The sequence below is a fragment of the Lysinibacillus sp. CTST325 genome (assembly GCF_054665055.1).
The window spans coordinates 95013-113853 of the sequence record NZ_BAAFHO010000012.1 but is presented as its reverse complement, the minus strand read 5'-3'; the positions used below and the strand labels follow the sequence as shown (position 1 = coordinate 113853).

The window sequence follows — 18841 nt, the reverse complement described above, 5'->3', positions numbered from 1 at the left end:
AGTACTACTCCTTTTCCCATCCACGTGATTCGACTGCACGCGCATGGCCCTCTAAGCCTTCCATGCGTGCTAGACGTGCAATTTTCGGTGCGTTTTCTGCCCAAGTTTTTTCACTATAAAAGACGACGCTCGATTTTTTCACAAAATCATCGACGTTTAAGCCACTTGCAAAGCGTGCAGTGCTATTCGTTGGCAGCACATGATTTGTCCCAGCAAAGTAATCACCAACTGGTTCAGAGCTATAACGGCCGATGAAAATACCACCTGCATGTCGTACTTGCTCAGCTACAGACTCCGCATTTTTTGTGACAATTTCTAAATGCTCAGGCGCTAGCGAATTAATGGCATCTACGGCATCTGCCATCGTGTCAGCCACATAAATGGCACCAAAGTTTTCTATCGATGCACGTGCTACCTCTTCACGTGGTAAAGTCGTTAATTGCTTCTCCACTTCATCAGCTACTTTTATAGCCAATTGCTCAGAAGTCGTTACTAAAATGGCACAAGCTAATTTATCGTGTTCAGCTTGTGATAAAAGATCAGCCGCGATTTCATCAGCAAATGCTGTGTCGTCTGCTAACACGGCAATTTCACTTGGGCCTGCAATCATATCAATCGCAACCTCACCAAAAACCTCACGTTTTGCTAATGCTACAAAGATATTTCCTGGACCCGTTATTTTATCAACTGGAGAAATGGTCTCGGTGCCATATGCAAGAGCCGCAATCGCCTGAGCTCCACCGATTTTATATATTTCTGTTACTCCTAAAATATGCGCTGCAGCAAGTACACCTGGAGGTAAATTTCCATCTTGACCTGCTGGAGATGTAATCACTATGCGTTTGACACCAGCTACTTGTGCAGGAATAACGTTCATCAAGACCGAAGATGGGTATGCCGCTGTACCACCAGGAACATAAAGACCTACTGAATCGAGCGCAGTAATTCGTTGCCCAAGCCATGAGCCATCTTTAAGCTCTAAGCGATAACCTGAACACTTTTGCTGTTCGTGATAAAAGCGAATATTTTGAGCTGCTTCTGTTAAATCCGCATAAAGCTGTTGATCAATTGATTTTGCGCCCTCTGCTATTTCTTCTTTCGTTACGCGTAAATGATTAGGGGCAAAGCCATCCCATTTTTCTGTATAAAAACGTATGGCTGCGTCACCTTGTGCACGAACGTCTGCTAATACTTGACGCACAACCTTTAACTGTTCTTCATTTCCACCTTCAAGTGGTCGTTTTAAGGAAATACCTTTTTCTAGCTTTGTTATTTTCATAGGATTAATCTCCTTTAAATCTAGGAATGTGCCTCTTCCAGACAGTAGACATTTTTATTTAACGCATTTTTTCAACCGTTTCACAAGATCGATAATACGATCGCTCTTCATGCGATAGCTTACTGGGTTGGCAATTAATCGTGATGATACGTCTGTAATAAATTCATACTCCACTAAGCCATTTTCTTTCAACGTCCGGCCCGTTGATACAATATCGACAATTCGATCTGCTAAGTCAATCATGGGCGCCAATTCAATGGATCCATTAAGCTCAATAATTTCAACCTGCTCTCCAATACCCTTATAATATTTCATTGCAATATTAGGATATTTCGTCGCTATTCTTGGTGCAATTTCATTCATCGCCGTATTAGGTAAGCCTGCTGATGCGATATAACAAGTACTTATTTTCAAATCCAGCAATTCATGTACTTCTCGTTGCTGTTCTAACAAAACATCCTTCCCAGCAATACCAATGTCCGCTACACCATGCTCAACATAAACAGGAACATCCATCGGCTTTGCTAATATAAAACGTATTTTCTCTTCTGGAATTTCAAGCATTAATTTACGAGACATTTCGACTTCTTCTGGTAAATTAAAGCCAGCTTCTAAAAGCATCTGATATGCCTCGTCAAAAATGCGGCCCTTCGGCATAGCAATCGTTAATTCATTCACCGTCAACGTCCTCCTGTCCCACCACAACTACTTCTGTAAAGTGTGCTAAAAAAGCTGCTTCATCGACAAGGCTACTCCTTAACTGTAAGGTAACCTGTTTACCGGCTGCTCGTAGCGTCTGTACCTTTGCAAGAGCTGCTTCAAATTGTTCTTCCTCAAATAGCACGACTGTAGCTTCTTGTCGTTCATCAGATTGTGCATCCATTGTTTCTAACAGGCGGTCAACACGAATACTAAATCCTGTAGCACCTACCTTTGAGCCAAATACCTCCAGCAATCCGTCATAGCGTCCCCCATTGCCTAATGGAAAACCACTGCCGGTTGCAAACACTTCAAATAACATCCCTGTGTAATAGCTCATGTGACTAGAAAGTGTAAAGTCAAAGGCAACATATTCCGCTAAGTTTGCCATTTCAAGTAGCTTAGCGAGCTGTTGCATATATTCTAATGCGTCATTTTTTCGCACATATTTTTCAATATCTTGAATTTCTTTTAAATGCATTGCTTCTTCAATAAATTGCAATAATGCATCGGATTTTGTTTTAGGTAAATCAAATGATTCTACCGCTTCTTCAAACCCTACGTAATTGCGTTGCACAAGTAGCGTCCGAAGTATATTTTGTTGTTCGATACTTTCTGTATAATCTTGTAAAATGCAATTTAATATACCTGCGTGACCGATCGTCACTTTAAATTCCGCTAAGCCAAATTGCTCTAATAGCTCCATTGCCGTAACAATAACCTCAGCATCCGCATATACAGAATTGTCTCCAATCAACTCGATCCCCATCTGATCAAATTCTGCTGGGCGTCCACCTTCCGCTTCCTGTGCGCGAAAGACACTAGCAAAATAAGCAAGGCGTAAGGGAATCATCTCTTTTAATAATTTTGATGTTGCTACACGTGCAATCGGTGTTGTCATATCAGGTCGTAGTACTAACGTGTTGCCCTGGCCATCTACTAATTTAAATAATTGCGCATTGGCTATCGCTGATGCTTTACCGACTGTATCAAAATACTCTACTGCAGGCGTTTTAATAAATTCATAGCCTCTTCTGCATAAAAAATCTCGTCCTGTATTTCTTACAGCCTCTACCTTTTCAAAAATTTGCGGAAATGTATCGCGCATTCCAAGTGGTTTTTCAAACATTTTAATCGACGACATTTTGACACTTCCTTACGTTTCACTTTAACTCACTAGAGTGTTAGAGAATTAGATTATGAAAGTATTCTAACTTATTTCTTCTTGCTAGTCAACGCAACTCTGTTTAAATTATCGAATAATTTCAATACTGATTATTCTGTTAATTATACTTGAAAATAAATAAATTGAAACTTTATTCAGCAGAGCAAGCGTTTTTCCTAGGCAAAGAACTGTGCGATTCTTTTTTGTTCTTTGGCAGGTGGATGTCGATAAATTTCAAAAGTTGGGGGATAAAACGCGAAAGTTAGTCGATAAAACTCAAAAGTTGGGGGATAAAAAGTGAAAGTTAGTAGATAAAACTAAAAAGTTGCTGTCATTCTGTTAAAACGTATGTCATGTGAACCCCTCTTTTCGCTGGAGAGTCATACTTTAATTTCATTGTGATCATAGTTTTTCAACAGCAAAAAAACACTGTGCACAGTAAAGCATGCACAGTGTAGGTATTATTATTTTTTCGGCGTGCACCATTCTACTACTTCATTACGTTTGCGCTCCGCCATTTGTTCAGCTGTATAAATAATTTGCATAGGATTACCGCCTGCTAGACAGCCAGCTGGCACATCCTTATGCACAAGGGTTGCAGCTGACACAATCGCACCGTCACCTATCGTAACACCTGGTAGTATCGTTGAATTGGCACCAACCATCACTTCGTTGCCAATATGAACATCTCCTAGACGATATTCCTCTATTAAATATTCATGCGCCAAAATAGTCGTACTGAAGCCTATAACGGTATTGTCACCGATATGAATACGTTCTGGAAACATTGTATCTGGCATAACCATTAAAGCTATGGAGGTTTGTTCACCAATCTCCATTTTTAAAAAAGTTCGATACAACCAGTTTTTCACACGTAAAAATGGTGTGAAGCGTCCAATTTGAATGACAACGAAACACTTCATCACCTTCCAAAAGGACACCGTATCATAAATATTCCAAAGCGAGTTTGCTCCTTCGACACGGTAGCGTTCTGTTTTACGTGCCATTTACTTACCCCGCTTTCACAATTGCAAATAAATCCGTCATATGATGCAACATATATTCCGGCTTGAATTGCTGTAAGTATTCCTCACCTTTAAAAGCCCATGCGACACCAGCTGCTCTAACTCCGGCGTTGTGCCCGGCCTCAATATCGTGAGAATTGTCGCCAATCATAATGGCCTCTTCCTTGTTTACTCCAAGGCGTTCAAGCGCAAGCAAAACTGGTTCTGGATCAGGCTTTACATTTTTCACATCATCCGTGCCAATACGGATATCAAATAAATGACTTGCACCTAGTACAGATAAACCACGATCTATCATCCCATTACGCTTTGTAGAGACAATCGCTAACTTGATACCCATAGCCTTTAATTGCTCTAAAGTAGATACAACATCAGGATATTGAGTGACAAGCTCATCGTGATGTAATTCATTGTATTCACGATATTTTGCAACCATGGCATCCTCTTCACCAGGAGCAATGTCGGTAAATGTCTGTTTTAAGGACGGCCCGAGGAATTTCAGGCAATCTTTTGGCGAATATTGCCCGGGAAATCGTTCGTTTAAAACATGCATAAATGTTTGAATGATTAAATCATTTGTATTGAGTAATGTACCATCAAAATCAAATAGTAATGCCTTTACAACCATGCTTTGCACCCCTTATTTATTATCTAAATACTTTACTGCAGGTTTTTCTTTTATGCGTCGATAAATAATCGCACCAAGACCCACAACAATACCTATTATTGAAACAACCTGAGCTGAGCGTAAATCTCCTACTAAATATAGGCTATCTGTACGCAAGCCTTCTATATAGAAGCGACCGATTGAATACCAAATTAAATAGCCGAAGAATATTTCACCACGATTTAAATTTACTTTACGTAAAACTAATAAAATAATTAGCCCAATGAAGTTCCAGACGGATTCATATAAAAAAGTAGGATGAACATATGTCCCTAATTCTTCAATATACATTTGATTAATAATCCAATCCGGCAGCATTAGATTTTCTAAAAATGCACGTGATACTGGACCACCATAAGCCTCCTGGTTCATAAAATTGCCCCATCGGCCAATTATTTGTCCAATTAAAATACTCGGTGCCGCAATATCCGCTACTCGTAAAAAGCTAATATTTCTTCTACGAGTGAATATGTAAGCTGTCAAAAAGGCACCAATAAGAGCACCGTGAATAGCGATACCACCATTCCAAATTTCAATAATCTTCCCAGGGTTTTCACTATAATAATCCCAACGCATCGAAACATAGTAAATACGTGCACATATTATGGATATAGGAACAGCCCATAGTAATAAATCCGCAAGAAAATCCTCGGGTAAGCCTCTCTTAACAGCCTCTCTTTGTCCTACAATATAAGCTAAAATAATACCCGATACGATTAGTAACCCATACCAACGAACAGGGATAGGTCCTAAATGGAAAGCAATCGGATTAATTTCTAATAATAACAAGTCCATCTTATGCTCCTCTCAAAATCAATTCATTGCATTTGCAAATGAATCCTAATCAATTATGCCTCGGCATAATTGTAGCTGTCGCTTAAAACTGCATTCATCTCACCACCTATAAAGGTAGGAGACTTCTGTACCTGTCGCTGCGCTTTCGGTACAAAAAACACTCGCTGAAAAAAGTTAAAACGATTAGTCATCCAACTCATCCGCCGATGAGATTACCTCATCTAATCGTCTAGAAAACTCCTCGGCTGCATTAACACCCATCTTTTTCAAACGATAATTCATTGCTGCTACTTCAATAATAACAGACACGTTACGTCCAGGTCTTACAGGAATCGTTAGCTTTGTTAATTCCGTATCAATGATTTTCATTTTTTCTTCCTCTAAACCTAGACGATCATATACTTTTTCTGGATCCCATATTTCTAATTCGATAACTAATGTGATACGTTTGTACGGTCGTACCGCACTCGCTCCAAAGAGTGTCATAATATCGATAATACCAATGCCTCGAATTTCGAGTAGATGTTCTAAAAGAGGCGGTGGACTCCCAATTAAAAAATTCTCTGATTCCTGACGGATCTCTACACAATCATCAGCCACTAAACGGTGCCCCTTCTTGACAAGCTCTAGTGCTGTTTCACTTTTCCCTACACCACTTTTTCCGATAATTAGCACACCGATACCGTATATATCAACTAAAACTCCGTGAGCAGCAGTCATTGGTGCTAAGCGACCTTCTAAATAGTTAGTTAGCCTACTCGAAAATTTCGTTGTTGTCATATGCGTTTTAAATACAGGGACATGTTTTTCATTAGACGCCTGTATAAGTTCCTTAGGTACCTCTAAATCACGAGAAATAATAATAGCCGGTGTATCCTGCGAACACAGTAGACGCATGCGCTCCAGTTTGACATCTGAAGGCAGCATTTCAAAAAAGGATAGTTCTGTTTTTCCTAGCAATTGCACTCGATTTGCAGGATAATGCGTAAAATACCCCGCCATTTCGAGCCCAGGTCTTGAAATATCACTAGTAACAATCGTTCTTCCTATTCCTTCCTCACCAGCTAATAGTTCTAACTTAAATTTCTCCATAACGTCTCTTGTTAATACTACGACCAATGTTTTGTAGCCTCCATTCAATGGAATTGAATATGTTTTGTTCTGCGTTAACTGGCAATCAGCATAGTGATTGCAGTTTCACCTTATTTTAGCATGTCTATGTATAAAAGAAATGTATTTACACTCTGTCTGCCCTGACTAAAAAATCTACAAAATATAAAAAACTAGCGGTTCTCCAGCCCGCTAGTTTCATTTCGTTTTATTTTTGAGTTGCTAACCATTTGGCAACTGCTTCTGCATCTGCACCTTTGACAATACCAGCAGGCATTGTACCTTTACCATTTTCAATAACATTTAAAATTTCTTTTTCTGTTAAACGAGAGCCTACATCGCTAATTTTTGGTGCATTATTTTGCCCTTGTAGCTCGCCACCATGGCAAGTGATACAAGATTTCATAGCAATTGTTTCGCCATTTGGAGTAGTAGTTTTTGAACCTTCAGTTGAAGTTGTTTTACCACCGCCACAAGCAGCTAAGAAGATTGCTGAACCAATCGCTAATGTTAACATAGCCTTTTTCATTAGGGCCCCTCCTCAAAGTAAATAAGTATCTTTCCCCGACATTATACCAAAATTATGCACGTTTGAAACCTTCTCCTAACACCTCATAAGCATCAGAAACGATAACAAACGCTGATGGGTCAACGTTTTTAATGAGTTGTTTCAGCTTTGTGAACTCTGTTTGGTAAACCACAACCATTAGTACTGGTCGTGCTTTTCCTGTATAGCCACCTATAGCAGGCAACTCTGTCACTCCCCGATCAATCTCGGCATAAATGGCATCACGTACTTCATCTTGTTTCATCGTTATAATGTAAACCATTTTAGACTGACTTAAGCCGAGCTGAATAATATCAATCGTTTTTGTAGTGACATAAAGTCCAATCAGGGCATACAAACCTTTCTCTAAGTCAAAAACAATTGCTGCACTAATCGCGATAATCCCATCAATTAAAAGTACACTTGTACCTAGCGATATGCCGGTATACTTTGTAATTATTTGTGCTAGTAAATCAGTGCCACCAGTAGAAGCATTCCCCTTAAAGACAAGTCCTATTCCTAAACCGACCACTATTCCCCCAAAAAGTGCACCGAGTAGAGGATTATCCGTCCATGGTCCCCAACTGTTCGTTAGTAATACAATAAACGGTAATGTTATTGTTCCAATAAACGATTTGATTCCAAATTTTTTCCCAAGTACTACTACACCTGCTATAAATAATGGAATATTGAATGCATATTGTACAATGCCTGGATTCCAACCAAATAAACCGTGTAAAATTGTACTAATTCCGCTTACTCCGCCAGAAGCTACTTGATTTGGCAGTAAAAATACATTGAAGCCAATAGCAATAATTGCTGCTCCTACTATGACGTACATATACTCCACAATGCTTTCCCTTACATCACGAATTTGACTCATTTCCCCCGCCCCGCTTCAACTATCAGAATCTTTTAAATACGAGATGATTATAGCAAATAGTATTCGCATTGAGAACTTCGTCTTGATGAAGGAAACATGTATTTTTATAATTTGCATTATGTATTACACTTATGACAATAAATTTGAAAACACAAAAAAATAAGCTACCTTTAAGAGCAATTTTTTTGATAGCTTTCTAAGTTATAGGGGACATTTTGTTAAAATCGTATGCCATGTGGATTAGTTGATTGGAGTGGAGACTGGGCGACTCATTGGACGCCCCCAGGAAGCTCTGCTCTGTGCGAAAGCAAAGCGGCAGCTACAATTGTTTTATCTGTGCGAAAGCGTAGCGACAGCAACAACAAATGTTTTATCTGCGCGAAAGCGAAGCGTCAGCGGCAAAGCGCCCAGTCGGAACGGAAATCAACCACACGCTTCGATTGGCCCTTAATTTTATAAAGATTTTTCTGCCCACTCCATTGCTTCATTGTATAGAAGATCCATATTTGTGAAATTCATATTGAGCTGAGGAGCTAAATTTTCTAAAGTAGACCAATCTAACTTACCTAACGCAATACTGAATTCCAGATAAGGTGTCATTTCAGTTTGATTACCTAAAATCGTTTCCGTTATTTCTTCTGAAAAAGGTAGCTGCTGTAAAATAACATTCATCGGTCTTTGCAACAAAGTGTCTATCAACGAAAACATCCCGACTAAAAAATATTCAGAGAAATTTTTCTTGTAGGAAAGCTTGGCTAATTTCTCACATACTTTTGCTCTAAATAAAGAAGTACGCATGACTTCTTTAAAAAGATCATTTTCAGCATTTCTATCAATTTCTCGCATCGCCAATAAATAAATCCACTTTCGTAAATTTGAAACGCCGAGTAATATAATTGCTTGTTTTATCGAACGAACCTTGGATTTAGACCGCAACTCTGAGTTATTAACTATTTGCAATAATTTATACGTTAAAGAGATATCACGCTCGATATTATCAGCTAATAATTGTATATTAGGTTCCTCTTCTTTTAATAGCGTAATAATATATAAATATTGAATAGTATTAGCAGGTATATCGGTAGCTGTAATTATTTGAGGTTGTTCAAAAAAATAGCCTTGAAATAATTCATAGCCAGAATTCTTTGCCACTTCAAATTGATTTCGTGTCTCGACCTTCTCAGCTAGCAGTTTTATATGAGGGAAATTTTCTTTTACTTTATTTTCAATTTCCATGCGCTCCAGTAATGGTGATAATAAAAAGTCAACTTTTATAAAATCGATATAAGGAAATAACTCATCATATACTTGTACTTCATCATCCAAAATAAAATCATCTAATGCCATTTTAAACCCATATGATTTCAGCTCAATGACTTTCTCCACTAACTGAGTTGTAATAGGGACATCTTCTAAAATCTCAATAACAACTTGCGATGGATCTAAATATTCATGTAAGGAAGTCATAAGTAAGTTTTCTGTAAAATTAACAAAACTAGGTTTACCTTTTGTTACCTCTTCAATGCCAATTAAAAGAAATGAGTTTACTAGTACATCGATTGTTGCAGCATCTGAATCGACTATCGGAAAAGCATTCACGTTTTTGCTACGATATAATAATTCATACGCAACGACTTGTTCATGAAGGTTAAAAATAGGCTGTCTGCCGATAAATACTTCCATTTCGTCGCCCCCCATTTCTCCATATTCTAGTAATAAATATTATAGCACCTTTCATTACTCTCTGCTTATCATTCAAGTAACTGTCTAAAAGTCGCCTAACATTAATTAACTTTCTATACAAGAAAATATTTTATCACTTTTATGACGCTATCCCAAGGAGTATCCCGCTCTTTAATCCTAACTTTCGGTGATTAGCCCCTAAAAAAAACTACTCATATTTTATTTATTCCTTTTCCAGAGAGATCTTTTTCAATTTCACTTAATCCTCCCTAAACATTTTTGTCAAAAATTTCATTTCATATTGACATTTTCCAGTTTTCAATATACAGTACATTACAACACTAATGCACTATGTTACATAGGAATGAAAGGGGGTTTTTCGATGCACGTTCATCTAGATGGTACAACACCGATTTATATTCAAATTGCTGAATGGCTACAGCACGAAATCATCGCCGATCGATTACAGACAGACGCGAAGGTCTATTCACAATACCAGCTAGCTGAATTATTCAATATAAATCCTGCTACAGCTGGTAAAGGGCTGACAATTTTACTTGAAGAGCAACTTTTATATAAAAAACGGGGGTTAGGTATGTTTGTCGCTACGGATGCAAAGGAACGAATTTTATTGAAACGTCGGAACGAAATATTGACGAAAATGGCACAAGAGATCGTATTAGAGGCAAAACGTTTACTTGTATCTGATGAAGAATTGCTAGTGCTTATTCGAAAAACACAGGAGGGATTGGAATGAATATTATTCAATGTGAGGAGTTATCTAAAAGCTTTGGACGCCGTAATGCACTACAGCGCGTAACCTGCGCTATTGATGCAGAGAAAATTATCGGCATTATTGGTCGCAACGGTGCTGGTAAGTCGACATTACTTAATATTTTTGCTGGCTATCTAAAGCCTACAACTGGATCATGCAAAGTGTTTAATGAAAATCCCTTTAATAATATTCAAACTGCTGCCAATATGATTTTTATCGATGATCAATTAAGCTTCTCTGATTACTTGTCACTCGAAGATATTCTAAAGATGGGCGCTGATTTTTATCCTAATTGGCAAAATGAGTTAGCTTATCGCATGCTCGATTATGCAGGTATAGATCTCACAGCAAAGCATCAGCAACTATCTAAAGGTCAATTAGCAACCTTTAATCTTGTTTACGGATTAGTAAGTCGCTGTGCACTGACTATTTTAGACGAACCGATGAATGGCATGGACGAAGTGATTCGTACAGATTTTTACAGAGCGATTTTAAAGGAATACCTAGCCTTTCCACGAACATTTTTAATTACTAGTCACCATTTGCAAGAGATGGAATCTATTTTAGAAGAAATTATATTAATAGATGAAGGCTCTGTCATTGCCCACGCACCATTGGATGAATTTAAGGAACAGCTTATATCACTTAGTGGACCAAGTGATGCACTTGCAGATCTGCTCTCTGAGACAGAAGTATACGCTCAAAAGATTATGGCAGGGATGACCTCAGCAATAATAGATGCTAGTAATCTATTCGTCTCAGAAGAAATACTTCGAGCAAAAGGCATCACAGTATCATCCCTTACAGCAAGTGAAGTGTGCAAGTATTTAACAAGTAAAAAAGGAAGTGATATTGATGCAATCTTTGACTAATATTTCACTGAAAACGATTGTTAAAAAACAAGTGAAATGGAAAGTAAAATTATATATTTCTGCCCTTAGTTCCTTAGTTATTGTACAAATCATTTTTGGAATTTTAACATTTAGCTCAGGAAGTGGGTCTTCTGGTCATGGAGGAAAAAATTTAACTGTTCATTTCTCTAATTACTCACTCGATACATTTCTTTTTGTTACAGCAATTTGGGCATTTATTGTAGCACTTCTCTTTACAACAAAAGCGTATCGTATTGATGACTTATCCGTTATTTCTAGTCGAACATCTAGCGCCATTGCCAATATATTTGTCATGATTATTTACAGTTTTATTGCGGTCATCATTATGATTTCTACTTACTATTTACAAGTATTCGGAATTTTATTAGTGGAGAAAAAATCCTTTATAATAGAAAATCTATTTATTTCACCATCAATATTACTATTATGTTTCAGTAGCCTCTGTTTATTTGGCGCAATCGGCTTACTATTAGGCACCAGCTTCAAGGGGCCAGTAGTGATAAAAATACTTGTATCTACTTTTCTGCTGCTTGGCTTTATATTATTTTTTATGTCACCAGAGTCTATAAATCTTAGGCCATTCATAATGTTATCCAATCTTATGATTAGTGCTCTTTATTTGCTTATGGCTCTACTATGCTTTAGCCTCACTATTTGGATTGCTGATAAATCGGAGGTGACTCGCAAATGACGGCGACTACACTATTCTTTTTTACTACAATACTACTTGTAATTGCTATTTATATACTACTAAGAAAATTAGGGAAAAAAGCTAAAAATATTTGGACCCCTAAGCGTATTATAATTGGCATTACTAGCTATATCGCACTTGGACTTACTGCCTTCATTTATATTAGTTTTTTTTCAGAATCAAAAATACCAATACTTTCTCCTTCTGAAATTAAACAAGTTGAGAAAAATTCAGATCAAATACAAAAGTACGATCAAGAAAATGAGTCTTCTTATTTAACGGAGGACTACAAAAAGAAAACGTGGGAGCTAAAATATGAAGGAGATACATTACCTGTTGTTTTAAATGAAGGTGACAGTGGTTCAAGCGTTAATATTCGAGTGCGCTATAATGACCATATGGAATCTGGAAAAGCTCTCGTTACCTATTATCAATTTCCTGTCATTATAGAAGGTATTGATCTTTCAGACGAAGTACCGTTACCTAACGTATACGTGGCACAAAACCAGCTATTTATTGAATCTCTTTCTAGACAACAAGTAAATTATTTTCGTATAAAAGCAACATTAGGTATTTTAGATATGAATCGTGAGCTAGAACGTGAATCATATGTAATGAACTATTCCTATTCAGATGTCATCGTTATCGACATTCCACGAAGTACCGTTCTGGAAGATTCCCAAGGTCTTTTTTAGATAGTAAAAAACAAGGACAGTCCGCAGTGATTTTTTATCACTTTTGACTGTCCTTGTTTTATTTTCTACTTGTTTTTGATTTAATAGCACCAATAACAGCTGGTACAACTGAAATTAAAATAATTAATATAAGAACCGTTGAGAAGTTATCTTTAATAATTGGAATATTACCAAAGAAATAACCTAGTAATGTACAGCTGAGTACCCATAACACTGCACCTACAATATTATACATAATGAAGTAGCCATACTTCATTTTACTAGCCCCTGCAACAAATGGTATGAATGTACGGATGAAAGGCATAAAACGCGCGATGACAATCGTTTTTCCACCGTGTTTATTAAAGAACTTTTCTGCCGCTTCCATACGTTCTTTTTTTACGACTCTACCAAGGAAGCTCTTTGGTGGAATGGATGTCCCTACTTTATGACCAATATGATAGTTCATCGTATCCCCTAAAATTGCAGCCGCTAAAAACACAGGAATTAATATCCACATATTAAATGCGCCCATTGCTGCTGCTAATGTTCCACTTGCAAAAAGCAATGAATCACCTGGCAGGAATGGGAAAATTACGACACCTGTTTCAACAAAAACAATTGCAAATAGAACGAAATAACTCAAATTACCAAACTTACGAATGATCTCCTCTAAATGCACATCAATATGCATAATAAAACTAATTAACTCCTTGATGAGTTCTATCATTTTTCCATATGCTCTCTTTCAATTAAATTTTCTAAAGGCTTTGACGTAGCTAGACACCAAAGGGTTCCATTCTTCTTTACAGTTATTGGTGTTACTTCTCCCTCACTATATGACAAGCCTTTAAAAAGTATGTAGATTTCACAAGTTTGATTTTATCATTTCCAGACATACACACTCAACTTATTTAAATAAGTGGCCATGCTTTTTTACATTGCTGTAATATTGGCCTAAAGTGAAGCTTCAATCAGTGGATGTTCCTCGTCCCTCACTAGAGGACCGTCAGCTAAAATCTCTATTCTATGAAAACGTTTGTGTGACTACCACCCTGCTACTACGTTTGCACTGCGCTTTCGCACAGAATATACATTTGTTGCTGACGCTTCACTTTCGCACAGAAAACATTTATTGCCCCTAATCAATTGAACTTTTACGGGCAGTTGATCTCCCACCTTCTCTTAAATCTTAAAATGTGAATCTGACTGATCATTTATGCGGGATAAAAAAAGCTACTATTTTTCAATAGTAGCTACTGTTTCTTATACTTTTTCTTTTAGTGTACGACGTAAAATTTTCCCTGTCGTATTTTTCGGTAATTCATCCATAATCTCAATTACTTTAGGAACCTTGTATTTCACCATATGCTTTGCACAGTATGCGAGAAGGTCTTCTGTTGAAGTTGCTTCTGCATCTTTTAAGACAACATATGCATGTACTGCTTCACCTAAGTTAGGGTCTGGGTAACCTACAACTGCCGCTTCAACAATATTATTATGAGCAAAGAGTACTTCTTCAACCTCTCTTGGATAGACATTAAATCCGCCTACAATAATCATATCTTTTTTACGGTCAACGATGTAGAAGTACCCTTCTTCGTCAACTCTAGCTAAGTCCCCTGTATATAACCAGCCATCGCGTATAGCCATCGCTGTTTCTTCAGGTAATTTATAATAGCCCTTCATAACGTTAGGCCCTCGTACAATTAGCTCCCCTACTTCTCCAACAGGCACTTCCTGCCCATTAACATCCACCACCTTATTTTCAACATTGGAAATGGATGTCCCAATAGAACCTGCCTTACGCTCACGATCCAATGGGTTAAAGCACGTTACTGGTGATGCTTCCGATAAGCCAAAGCCCTCTGAAACACGCACATTAAATTTCTTCTCGAAATTATGTAATAGTGCTACCGGTAAAGATGCGCCGCCTGAAATGGCTAAACGTATTGTTGAGAAATCTTCAGGGTTGCTTTCAGGTAATTGATACAAGAAGTTATACATAGTTGGCACACCAGCGAAGACTGTTGCCTTTTGTTCCTTCGTTAATTTAAAGATTTCAGTTGGACTAAAACGTGGTACAAGTAAAACCGTTGCTCCACTCAATAAAGGCGCATTGGCTACGACAGTTAACGCAAATACATGGAAAACTGGTAACGTAGCAATAATACGATCATCTGCTTTATAGCCTAAATAATGTGCGACATCTCGTGCATTTGAATAGATATTTTTATGAGTCAGCATTGCACCCTTTGGAGTACCTGTCGTTCCTGAAGTATATAAAATAATTGCATTATCATCGTCAGCTACTTCTACTGGTTGTAAAGAGTCCGATGCACTAGCAATTACTTGTGAAAATAAATGAATTTTCGCCTTTGCCTCTTCGGATAAAGTCGTTACTTTTTCAGCAACATCCTCTGTTGTTTCACAAACAACAAATGTTTTTACTTTTGGAAAAGCATGTACACCCATTTCTACTAATGGAAGAAGTGCATCAAGTGCAATAACAGCTTTTACATCACCATTATGCAAAATATACGAAATTTCATCTGGTGTATAGATTGGATTAATTGGAATTGCCGTTGCCCCTAAACGCATTGTTGCATATAACGCAATTAAATAATGTGGTGTATTGCCGAGTAATAACGCCACATGGTCCCCTTTTTCTACCCCTAAATCTTCTAACCCCTTAGCAAAACGACCAACCGTATGTTCAAACTCACCGTACGTCGTATCTTTCCCCATAAAATGATACGCAATTTTATCTGGTTGCTCTAATGCTTGTTGACGAACACTTGAAACTAAATTCAATTACACCATCCCCTTATCGTATCAATTTTGCCTTGGCGTAATTAAGGTCAGGATTTTGAATTGTGCCCAGGCCTGCACGAGGGCCGACACGATGTCGGTCATTTCGGTAATGCCACAAGGACGTGGCGTTATTACCGATGCAGGTCAGTTAGCCGTTTTCGCAGGATGTGAAGGTTTTAGGCTAACATCCTTTATGCATTCCTTTGAAAATCCATGACATCCGCCGGAGGCTTTATCTTCATTCAGTAGATATATGGACATCCCTTAAAAAGGAATCACACCCGAATCCATCTCACTACCTAAGTGGTGGGAGTCTGCTACTGAATGGAGATAAAATGAATCATTATTCAGTAATATTATATAAGAAACACATCTAAAAGACAACGAAACTTTTTATTTCATGTCGTAAATTACGTCAAATAATTCATTTTTTTCTCTATCACACATTTTGATTACGAACGAATATGCGAGATGTATCGCCAACGAATCAAATAAAAATAGACTACTTGTATTAAAACAAAAAACCCAAAAGCAAAGACAACTTCTTTGACAATGGAAATATTAGCAATATCCTTTAAGATACCTTGAACCATAAGAAAAGCAAAGGCGCTATGCATCATTGCAACACCCCATGGCAAGAAAAATTGTGGGAATAAATGTCGATTTACAAGCTTTTTGAGCTCTGTATCTGTTAAGCCCATGCGCTTTAAGACATCGAATTTACGCTTTTCTCTTTCAAGAGAAGTATGCAGTTTAAAGTAAACGAAGCTACCTGCTGCTAATAAAAATACCGTTGCTACTAAGACCCCTACTAATGTGAATAATGAGTAAGTAGCTAATACATAAGAATAATCTAACCCTGCATTAACAAAGAAAAATGGGCTAAATCTATTCTTCTTAAAAAAATATTGAGATGCTTTTAACTCTTCTATGTCCTTACCAATATCTTTCGTCTCTATCCACTGAGGAATATAGAAGGTAAATAAATGATAGGTTGGCTGCATAACGTCTTTATCGGCAATCGGCTTTCTAAGCTTACTAAAATCCTCATCGCTAATTACTATAGAATTCACACTAACAATAGACCCTGGGAATACTATTTTAGGATATACGCTATCAATTGTTATCGGGATAGAGTTTTCCTCTAATACTGTATGCACAACTTTATCTTTTAGTTTTTTTAGGGAATCTTCCGAGTATGGTATAAACACTGCCTCTCCTGAAGCCAAATCAAGTAATGGGTAACTATAGGAAGAAAGCAATACATTCATATCTGATTCCCTAAAAACTTCAACTTCATTGTGGGTATATGAAGATGTTTGCTTGATGACAACAAAGCGCGATAAATTATAGGACAAACCCTTCTCCTCTAATTGAATTCGTAAAGAGGCGATATGATTTCGTTCATATGGATTGTCGACATCTCCCTTATAGACAAGCCCTAATGGATTTAAACGATCATATTGTATTGTATATGATGACATTGTTGCTAAAACGCCGACCGATAAAAAGGCCATTGTTGACACCATCGTTACTACAAAAAACATTTTCACATTGTCCATCATAATATGCGTTTGCTCAGCTAACGAAAGAAGGCGATAGCGTTGCCAATGGAATTCCCGTTTGCCCCGTGCTTTATCTAAAAAGCAAGGTAATGAATCACTGAAAAAATAATATGTTCCAAAGGTCGCTAAAAACGGGATTACTACTGTTAAACCAATCCAAGATGTATTCGATACGATAAACGTTAGTACATATGCTGATAAAATAAGGGTAATACCAAATACTGCACGAATTTTAGAATAGGTTGAAACACTGTTTAAATAGTCATTTCCCTTAAGGAGATCGCGCAATTTTCTTTCACGTGTAAAATACACGCTAATAAAGGAAATGACTACAAAAGCACTTGTGAAGACACCAATCGTTAGTAAAAATGGCTGCCATGAAACATATAAGGGTAAACTATCTAAATGTAAAATTTCTCGAACAATCATGAAAAAGAATTTCGAAAATGAGAAACCAAATATAATCCCAACAAAAATAGAGCCCGATCCAATAATCATTGTCTCCAAAAAGACAAGCTTATTCATCTGGCGTTTTTCCATTCCTAAATGTAATAAAATTGCAAACTCATGTGATCTAGCCTCTAAAAAAGCACTCATCGAATAATATAAAAAGAATAAGGTAAAAAGGACGAGTACGGTTTCCGCACCAACCATTCCAATTAACGATGCTTCTCCTAAAATCCCTTGTTCAATATCCGGATGAAACATGAGCATTGAATAGATGAAAAACACAGCCACAGAAAAAAAGCTTGCCATGAAAAAGGCACCGTAAATACGGCTGTTCCGTACGACATTACGGTAAGCGAATTGTCGAAAGGTCACCTACTTGTCCTCCTCCTAGTAAGCTCAAAACATTTAATATTCTCTGGAAAAACATTTGACGACGGTCATCTTTGTAAATTTCATTGAAAAATTCACCATCTTTAATAAATAACACGCGATCACAGTAGCTAGCTGCAATAGGATCATGCGTTACCATTACGATCGTTGTTCGTCTTTCCTGATTAATTTTTGTTAAAAGTTCAAGTACATCCCGCGAAGAATTCGAATCCAAATTTCCTGTTGGCTCATCTGCTAAAATGAGACTTGGATTATGAATAAGTGCCCTCCCAATGGCTGTTCTTTGTGCTTGTCCACCTGATATTTCATTTGGGCGTTTATGCAAGAATGAGGTTAAATCGAGCTTTTCCACAATGCTTGCAAGACGCTCCTCCATTACTTCTAATGGTTGTTGATCTAATGTAAGTGGCAGCACAATATTCTCTTCCACTGTCAGCATATGCAAAAGATTAAAATCCTGAAAAACAAAACCAAGCTGTCTTCTTCTAAAGTAGGCAAGCTCAGTTGCTTTCAGCGTATGAGGATTCATGCCATCTAAAATGATTTCTCCACTCGTTGGTTCATCAATCGTAGAAATGATATTCAATAATGTTGTTTTTCCACTTCCTGATGGACCCATGACTGCTAAAAACTCACCTTCCTCCACGTCAAAGCTTAGTTGATTTAACGCACGATGAGTTACTTTGCCTTCATACACCTTCGTCGCGTCTTTTATTTGTAAAATAGGCATACCTTG

Annotated in this window: 19 protein-coding genes; 5 read left to right on the top strand and 14 right to left on the bottom strand. The window is 37.5% G+C overall.

The features are described 5' to 3' along the window. Nucleotides 1–4 precede the first annotated feature (4 nt). The 10 genes from hisD to ACYQ73_RS21700 all read right to left on the bottom strand — a co-directional run bounded on the left by hisD (nt 5) and on the right by ACYQ73_RS21700 (nt 9853). Nucleotides 5–1279, bottom strand: a complete 1275-nt coding sequence (hisD, locus tag ACYQ73_RS21745; protein ID WP_460014366.1) for a histidinol dehydrogenase — start codon at nt 1277–1279, stop codon at nt 5–7. Nucleotides 1280–1333: 54 nt separating this feature from the next. Beyond that, the gene (gene hisG, locus ACYQ73_RS21740) at nt 1334–1957 is read right to left on the bottom strand and encodes an ATP phosphoribosyltransferase (protein WP_460014365.1); all 624 of its coding nucleotides are present in this window, start codon (nt 1955–1957) and stop codon (nt 1334–1336) included. Next, nucleotides 1950–3122 (bottom strand): ATP phosphoribosyltransferase regulatory subunit, encoded by a 1173-nt coding sequence (locus ACYQ73_RS21735; RefSeq protein ID WP_460014364.1) that lies wholly within the window; start codon nt 3120–3122, stop codon nt 1950–1952. The genes hisG and ACYQ73_RS21735 overlap by 8 nt, the downstream gene beginning before the upstream one ends. A gap of 485 nt (nt 3123–3607) precedes the next feature. Next, nucleotides 3608–4150, bottom strand: a complete 543-nt coding sequence (locus tag ACYQ73_RS21730; RefSeq protein ID WP_460014363.1) for an acyltransferase — start codon at nt 4148–4150, stop codon at nt 3608–3610. Nucleotides 4151–4154: 4 nt separating this feature from the next. Further along, nucleotides 4155–4796, bottom strand: a complete 642-nt coding sequence (gene ppaX / locus ACYQ73_RS21725; RefSeq protein WP_460014362.1) for a pyrophosphatase PpaX — start codon at nt 4794–4796, stop codon at nt 4155–4157. A 12-nt stretch (nt 4797–4808) separates the two neighbouring features. Further along, a complete protein-coding gene (lgt, locus tag ACYQ73_RS21720; protein ID WP_460014361.1) occupies nt 4809–5630 on the bottom strand; it encodes a prolipoprotein diacylglyceryl transferase in 822 nt (273 codons plus the stop codon). Between the two features lie 183 nt (nt 5631–5813). Beyond that, the gene (gene hprK, locus ACYQ73_RS21715) at nt 5814–6749 is read right to left on the bottom strand and encodes an HPr(Ser) kinase/phosphatase (protein ID WP_323654922.1); all 936 of its coding nucleotides are present in this window, start codon (nt 6747–6749) and stop codon (nt 5814–5816) included. A gap of 199 nt (nt 6750–6948) precedes the next feature. After that, complete coding sequence (gene cccB, locus ACYQ73_RS21710) at nt 6949–7269, bottom strand: cytochrome c551 (RefSeq protein WP_460014360.1); 321 nt, start codon at nt 7267–7269, stop codon at nt 6949–6951. Between the two features lie 52 nt (nt 7270–7321). Then, nucleotides 7322–8170 carry a YitT family protein gene (locus tag ACYQ73_RS21705; protein WP_460014359.1) on the bottom strand — a complete coding sequence of 283 codons (849 nt, stop codon included), beginning with the start codon at nt 8168–8170 and terminating at the stop codon, nt 7322–7324. A gap of 453 nt (nt 8171–8623) precedes the next feature. Beyond that, nucleotides 8624–9853, bottom strand: a complete 1230-nt coding sequence (locus ACYQ73_RS21700; protein WP_460014358.1) for an EAL and HDOD domain-containing protein — start codon at nt 9851–9853, stop codon at nt 8624–8626. Nucleotides 9854–10235: 382 nt separating this feature from the next. On the opposite strand from ACYQ73_RS21700, the gene ACYQ73_RS21695 reads away from it, so the two are divergent. Genes ACYQ73_RS21695 through ACYQ73_RS21680 form a run of 4 tightly spaced genes read left to right on the top strand, consistent with a single transcriptional unit; the run spans nt 10236 to nt 12907 of the window. Beyond that, nucleotides 10236–10610: a GntR family transcriptional regulator gene (locus ACYQ73_RS21695; protein ID WP_132362042.1), complete on the top strand. Its 375-nt coding sequence runs from the start codon at nt 10236–10238 to the stop codon at nt 10608–10610. Next, complete coding sequence (locus ACYQ73_RS21690) at nt 10607–11500, top strand: ATP-binding cassette domain-containing protein (RefSeq protein WP_460014357.1); 894 nt, start codon at nt 10607–10609, stop codon at nt 11498–11500. Before ACYQ73_RS21695 ends, ACYQ73_RS21690 begins: the two co-directional genes overlap by 4 nt. Then, nucleotides 11493–12212: a hypothetical protein gene (locus tag ACYQ73_RS21685; RefSeq protein ID WP_460014356.1), complete on the top strand. Its 720-nt coding sequence runs from the start codon at nt 11493–11495 to the stop codon at nt 12210–12212. Before ACYQ73_RS21690 ends, ACYQ73_RS21685 begins: the two co-directional genes overlap by 8 nt. Further along, nucleotides 12209–12907, top strand: coding sequence for a hypothetical protein (locus ACYQ73_RS21680; protein ID WP_460014355.1), 699 nt, complete (start codon nt 12209–12211; stop codon nt 12905–12907). Before ACYQ73_RS21685 ends, ACYQ73_RS21680 begins: the two co-directional genes overlap by 4 nt. A 58-nt stretch (nt 12908–12965) precedes the next feature. Here the strand turns inward: ACYQ73_RS21680 and ACYQ73_RS21675 are convergent, their stop codons facing one another. Both ACYQ73_RS21675 and ACYQ73_RS21670 read right to left on the bottom strand, forming a co-directional pair. Then, entirely contained in the window at nt 12966–13613 is a 648-nt protein-coding gene (locus tag ACYQ73_RS21675) for a VTT domain-containing protein (RefSeq protein ID WP_460014389.1), read from the bottom strand. Nucleotides 13614–14152: 539 nt separating this feature from the next. Further along, the gene (locus ACYQ73_RS21670; RefSeq protein WP_460014354.1) at nt 14153–15700 is read right to left on the bottom strand and encodes a fatty acid--CoA ligase family protein; all 1548 of its coding nucleotides are present in this window, start codon (nt 15698–15700) and stop codon (nt 14153–14155) included. A 91-nt stretch (nt 15701–15791) separates the two neighbouring features. On the opposite strand from ACYQ73_RS21670, the gene ACYQ73_RS21665 reads away from it, so the two are divergent. Continuing rightward, a complete protein-coding gene (locus tag ACYQ73_RS21665) occupies nt 15792–15917 on the top strand; it encodes a hypothetical protein (protein ID WP_460014353.1) in 126 nt (41 codons plus the stop codon). Nucleotides 15918–16152: 235 nt separating this feature from the next. Here the strand turns inward: ACYQ73_RS21665 and ACYQ73_RS21660 are convergent, their stop codons facing one another. Both ACYQ73_RS21660 and ACYQ73_RS21655 read right to left on the bottom strand, forming a co-directional pair. Then, a complete protein-coding gene (locus ACYQ73_RS21660) occupies nt 16153–18087 on the bottom strand; it encodes an FtsX-like permease family protein (protein WP_460014352.1) in 1935 nt (644 codons plus the stop codon). Beyond that, nucleotides 18059–18835: an ABC transporter ATP-binding protein gene (locus ACYQ73_RS21655; protein WP_460014351.1), complete on the bottom strand. Its 777-nt coding sequence runs from the start codon at nt 18833–18835 to the stop codon at nt 18059–18061. The genes ACYQ73_RS21660 and ACYQ73_RS21655 overlap by 29 nt, the downstream gene beginning before the upstream one ends. Between the last annotated feature and the right edge of the window lie 6 nt (nt 18836–18841).

Excerpts from the sequence above, each read along its gene's own strand:
- hisD (WP_460014366.1), bottom strand. The coding sequence starts at position 1,279 with ATGAAAATAACAAAGCTAGAAAAAGGTATTTCCTTAAAACGACCACTT.
- ACYQ73_RS21735 (WP_460014364.1), bottom strand. The coding sequence starts at position 3,122 with ATGTCGTCGATTAAAATGTTTGAAAAACCACTTGGAATGCGCGATACA.
- ACYQ73_RS21730 (WP_460014363.1), bottom strand. The coding sequence starts at position 4,150 with ATGGCACGTAAAACAGAACGCTACCGTGTCGAAGGAGCAAACTCGCTT.
- ppaX (WP_460014362.1), bottom strand. The coding sequence starts at position 4,796 with ATGGTTGTAAAGGCATTACTATTTGATTTTGATGGTACATTACTCAAT.
- lgt (WP_460014361.1), bottom strand. The coding sequence starts at position 5,630 with ATGGACTTGTTATTATTAGAAATTAATCCGATTGCTTTCCATTTAGGA.
- cccB (WP_460014360.1), bottom strand. The coding sequence starts at position 7,269 with ATGAAAAAGGCTATGTTAACATTAGCGATTGGTTCAGCAATCTTCTTA.
- ACYQ73_RS21705 (WP_460014359.1), bottom strand. The coding sequence starts at position 8,170 with ATGAGTCAAATTCGTGATGTAAGGGAAAGCATTGTGGAGTATATGTAC.
- ACYQ73_RS21700 (WP_460014358.1), bottom strand. The coding sequence starts at position 9,853 with ATGGAAGTATTTATCGGCAGACAGCCTATTTTTAACCTTCATGAACAA.
- ACYQ73_RS21695 (WP_132362042.1), top strand. The coding sequence starts at position 10,236 with ATGCACGTTCATCTAGATGGTACAACACCGATTTATATTCAAATTGCT.
- ACYQ73_RS21690 (WP_460014357.1), top strand. The coding sequence starts at position 10,607 with ATGAATATTATTCAATGTGAGGAGTTATCTAAAAGCTTTGGACGCCGT.
- ACYQ73_RS21680 (WP_460014355.1), top strand. The coding sequence starts at position 12,209 with ATGACGGCGACTACACTATTCTTTTTTACTACAATACTACTTGTAATT.
- ACYQ73_RS21665 (WP_460014353.1), top strand. The coding sequence starts at position 15,792 with ATGTCGGTCATTTCGGTAATGCCACAAGGACGTGGCGTTATTACCGAT.
- ACYQ73_RS21655 (WP_460014351.1), bottom strand. The coding sequence starts at position 18,835 with ATGCCTATTTTACAAATAAAAGACGCGACGAAGGTGTATGAAGGCAAA.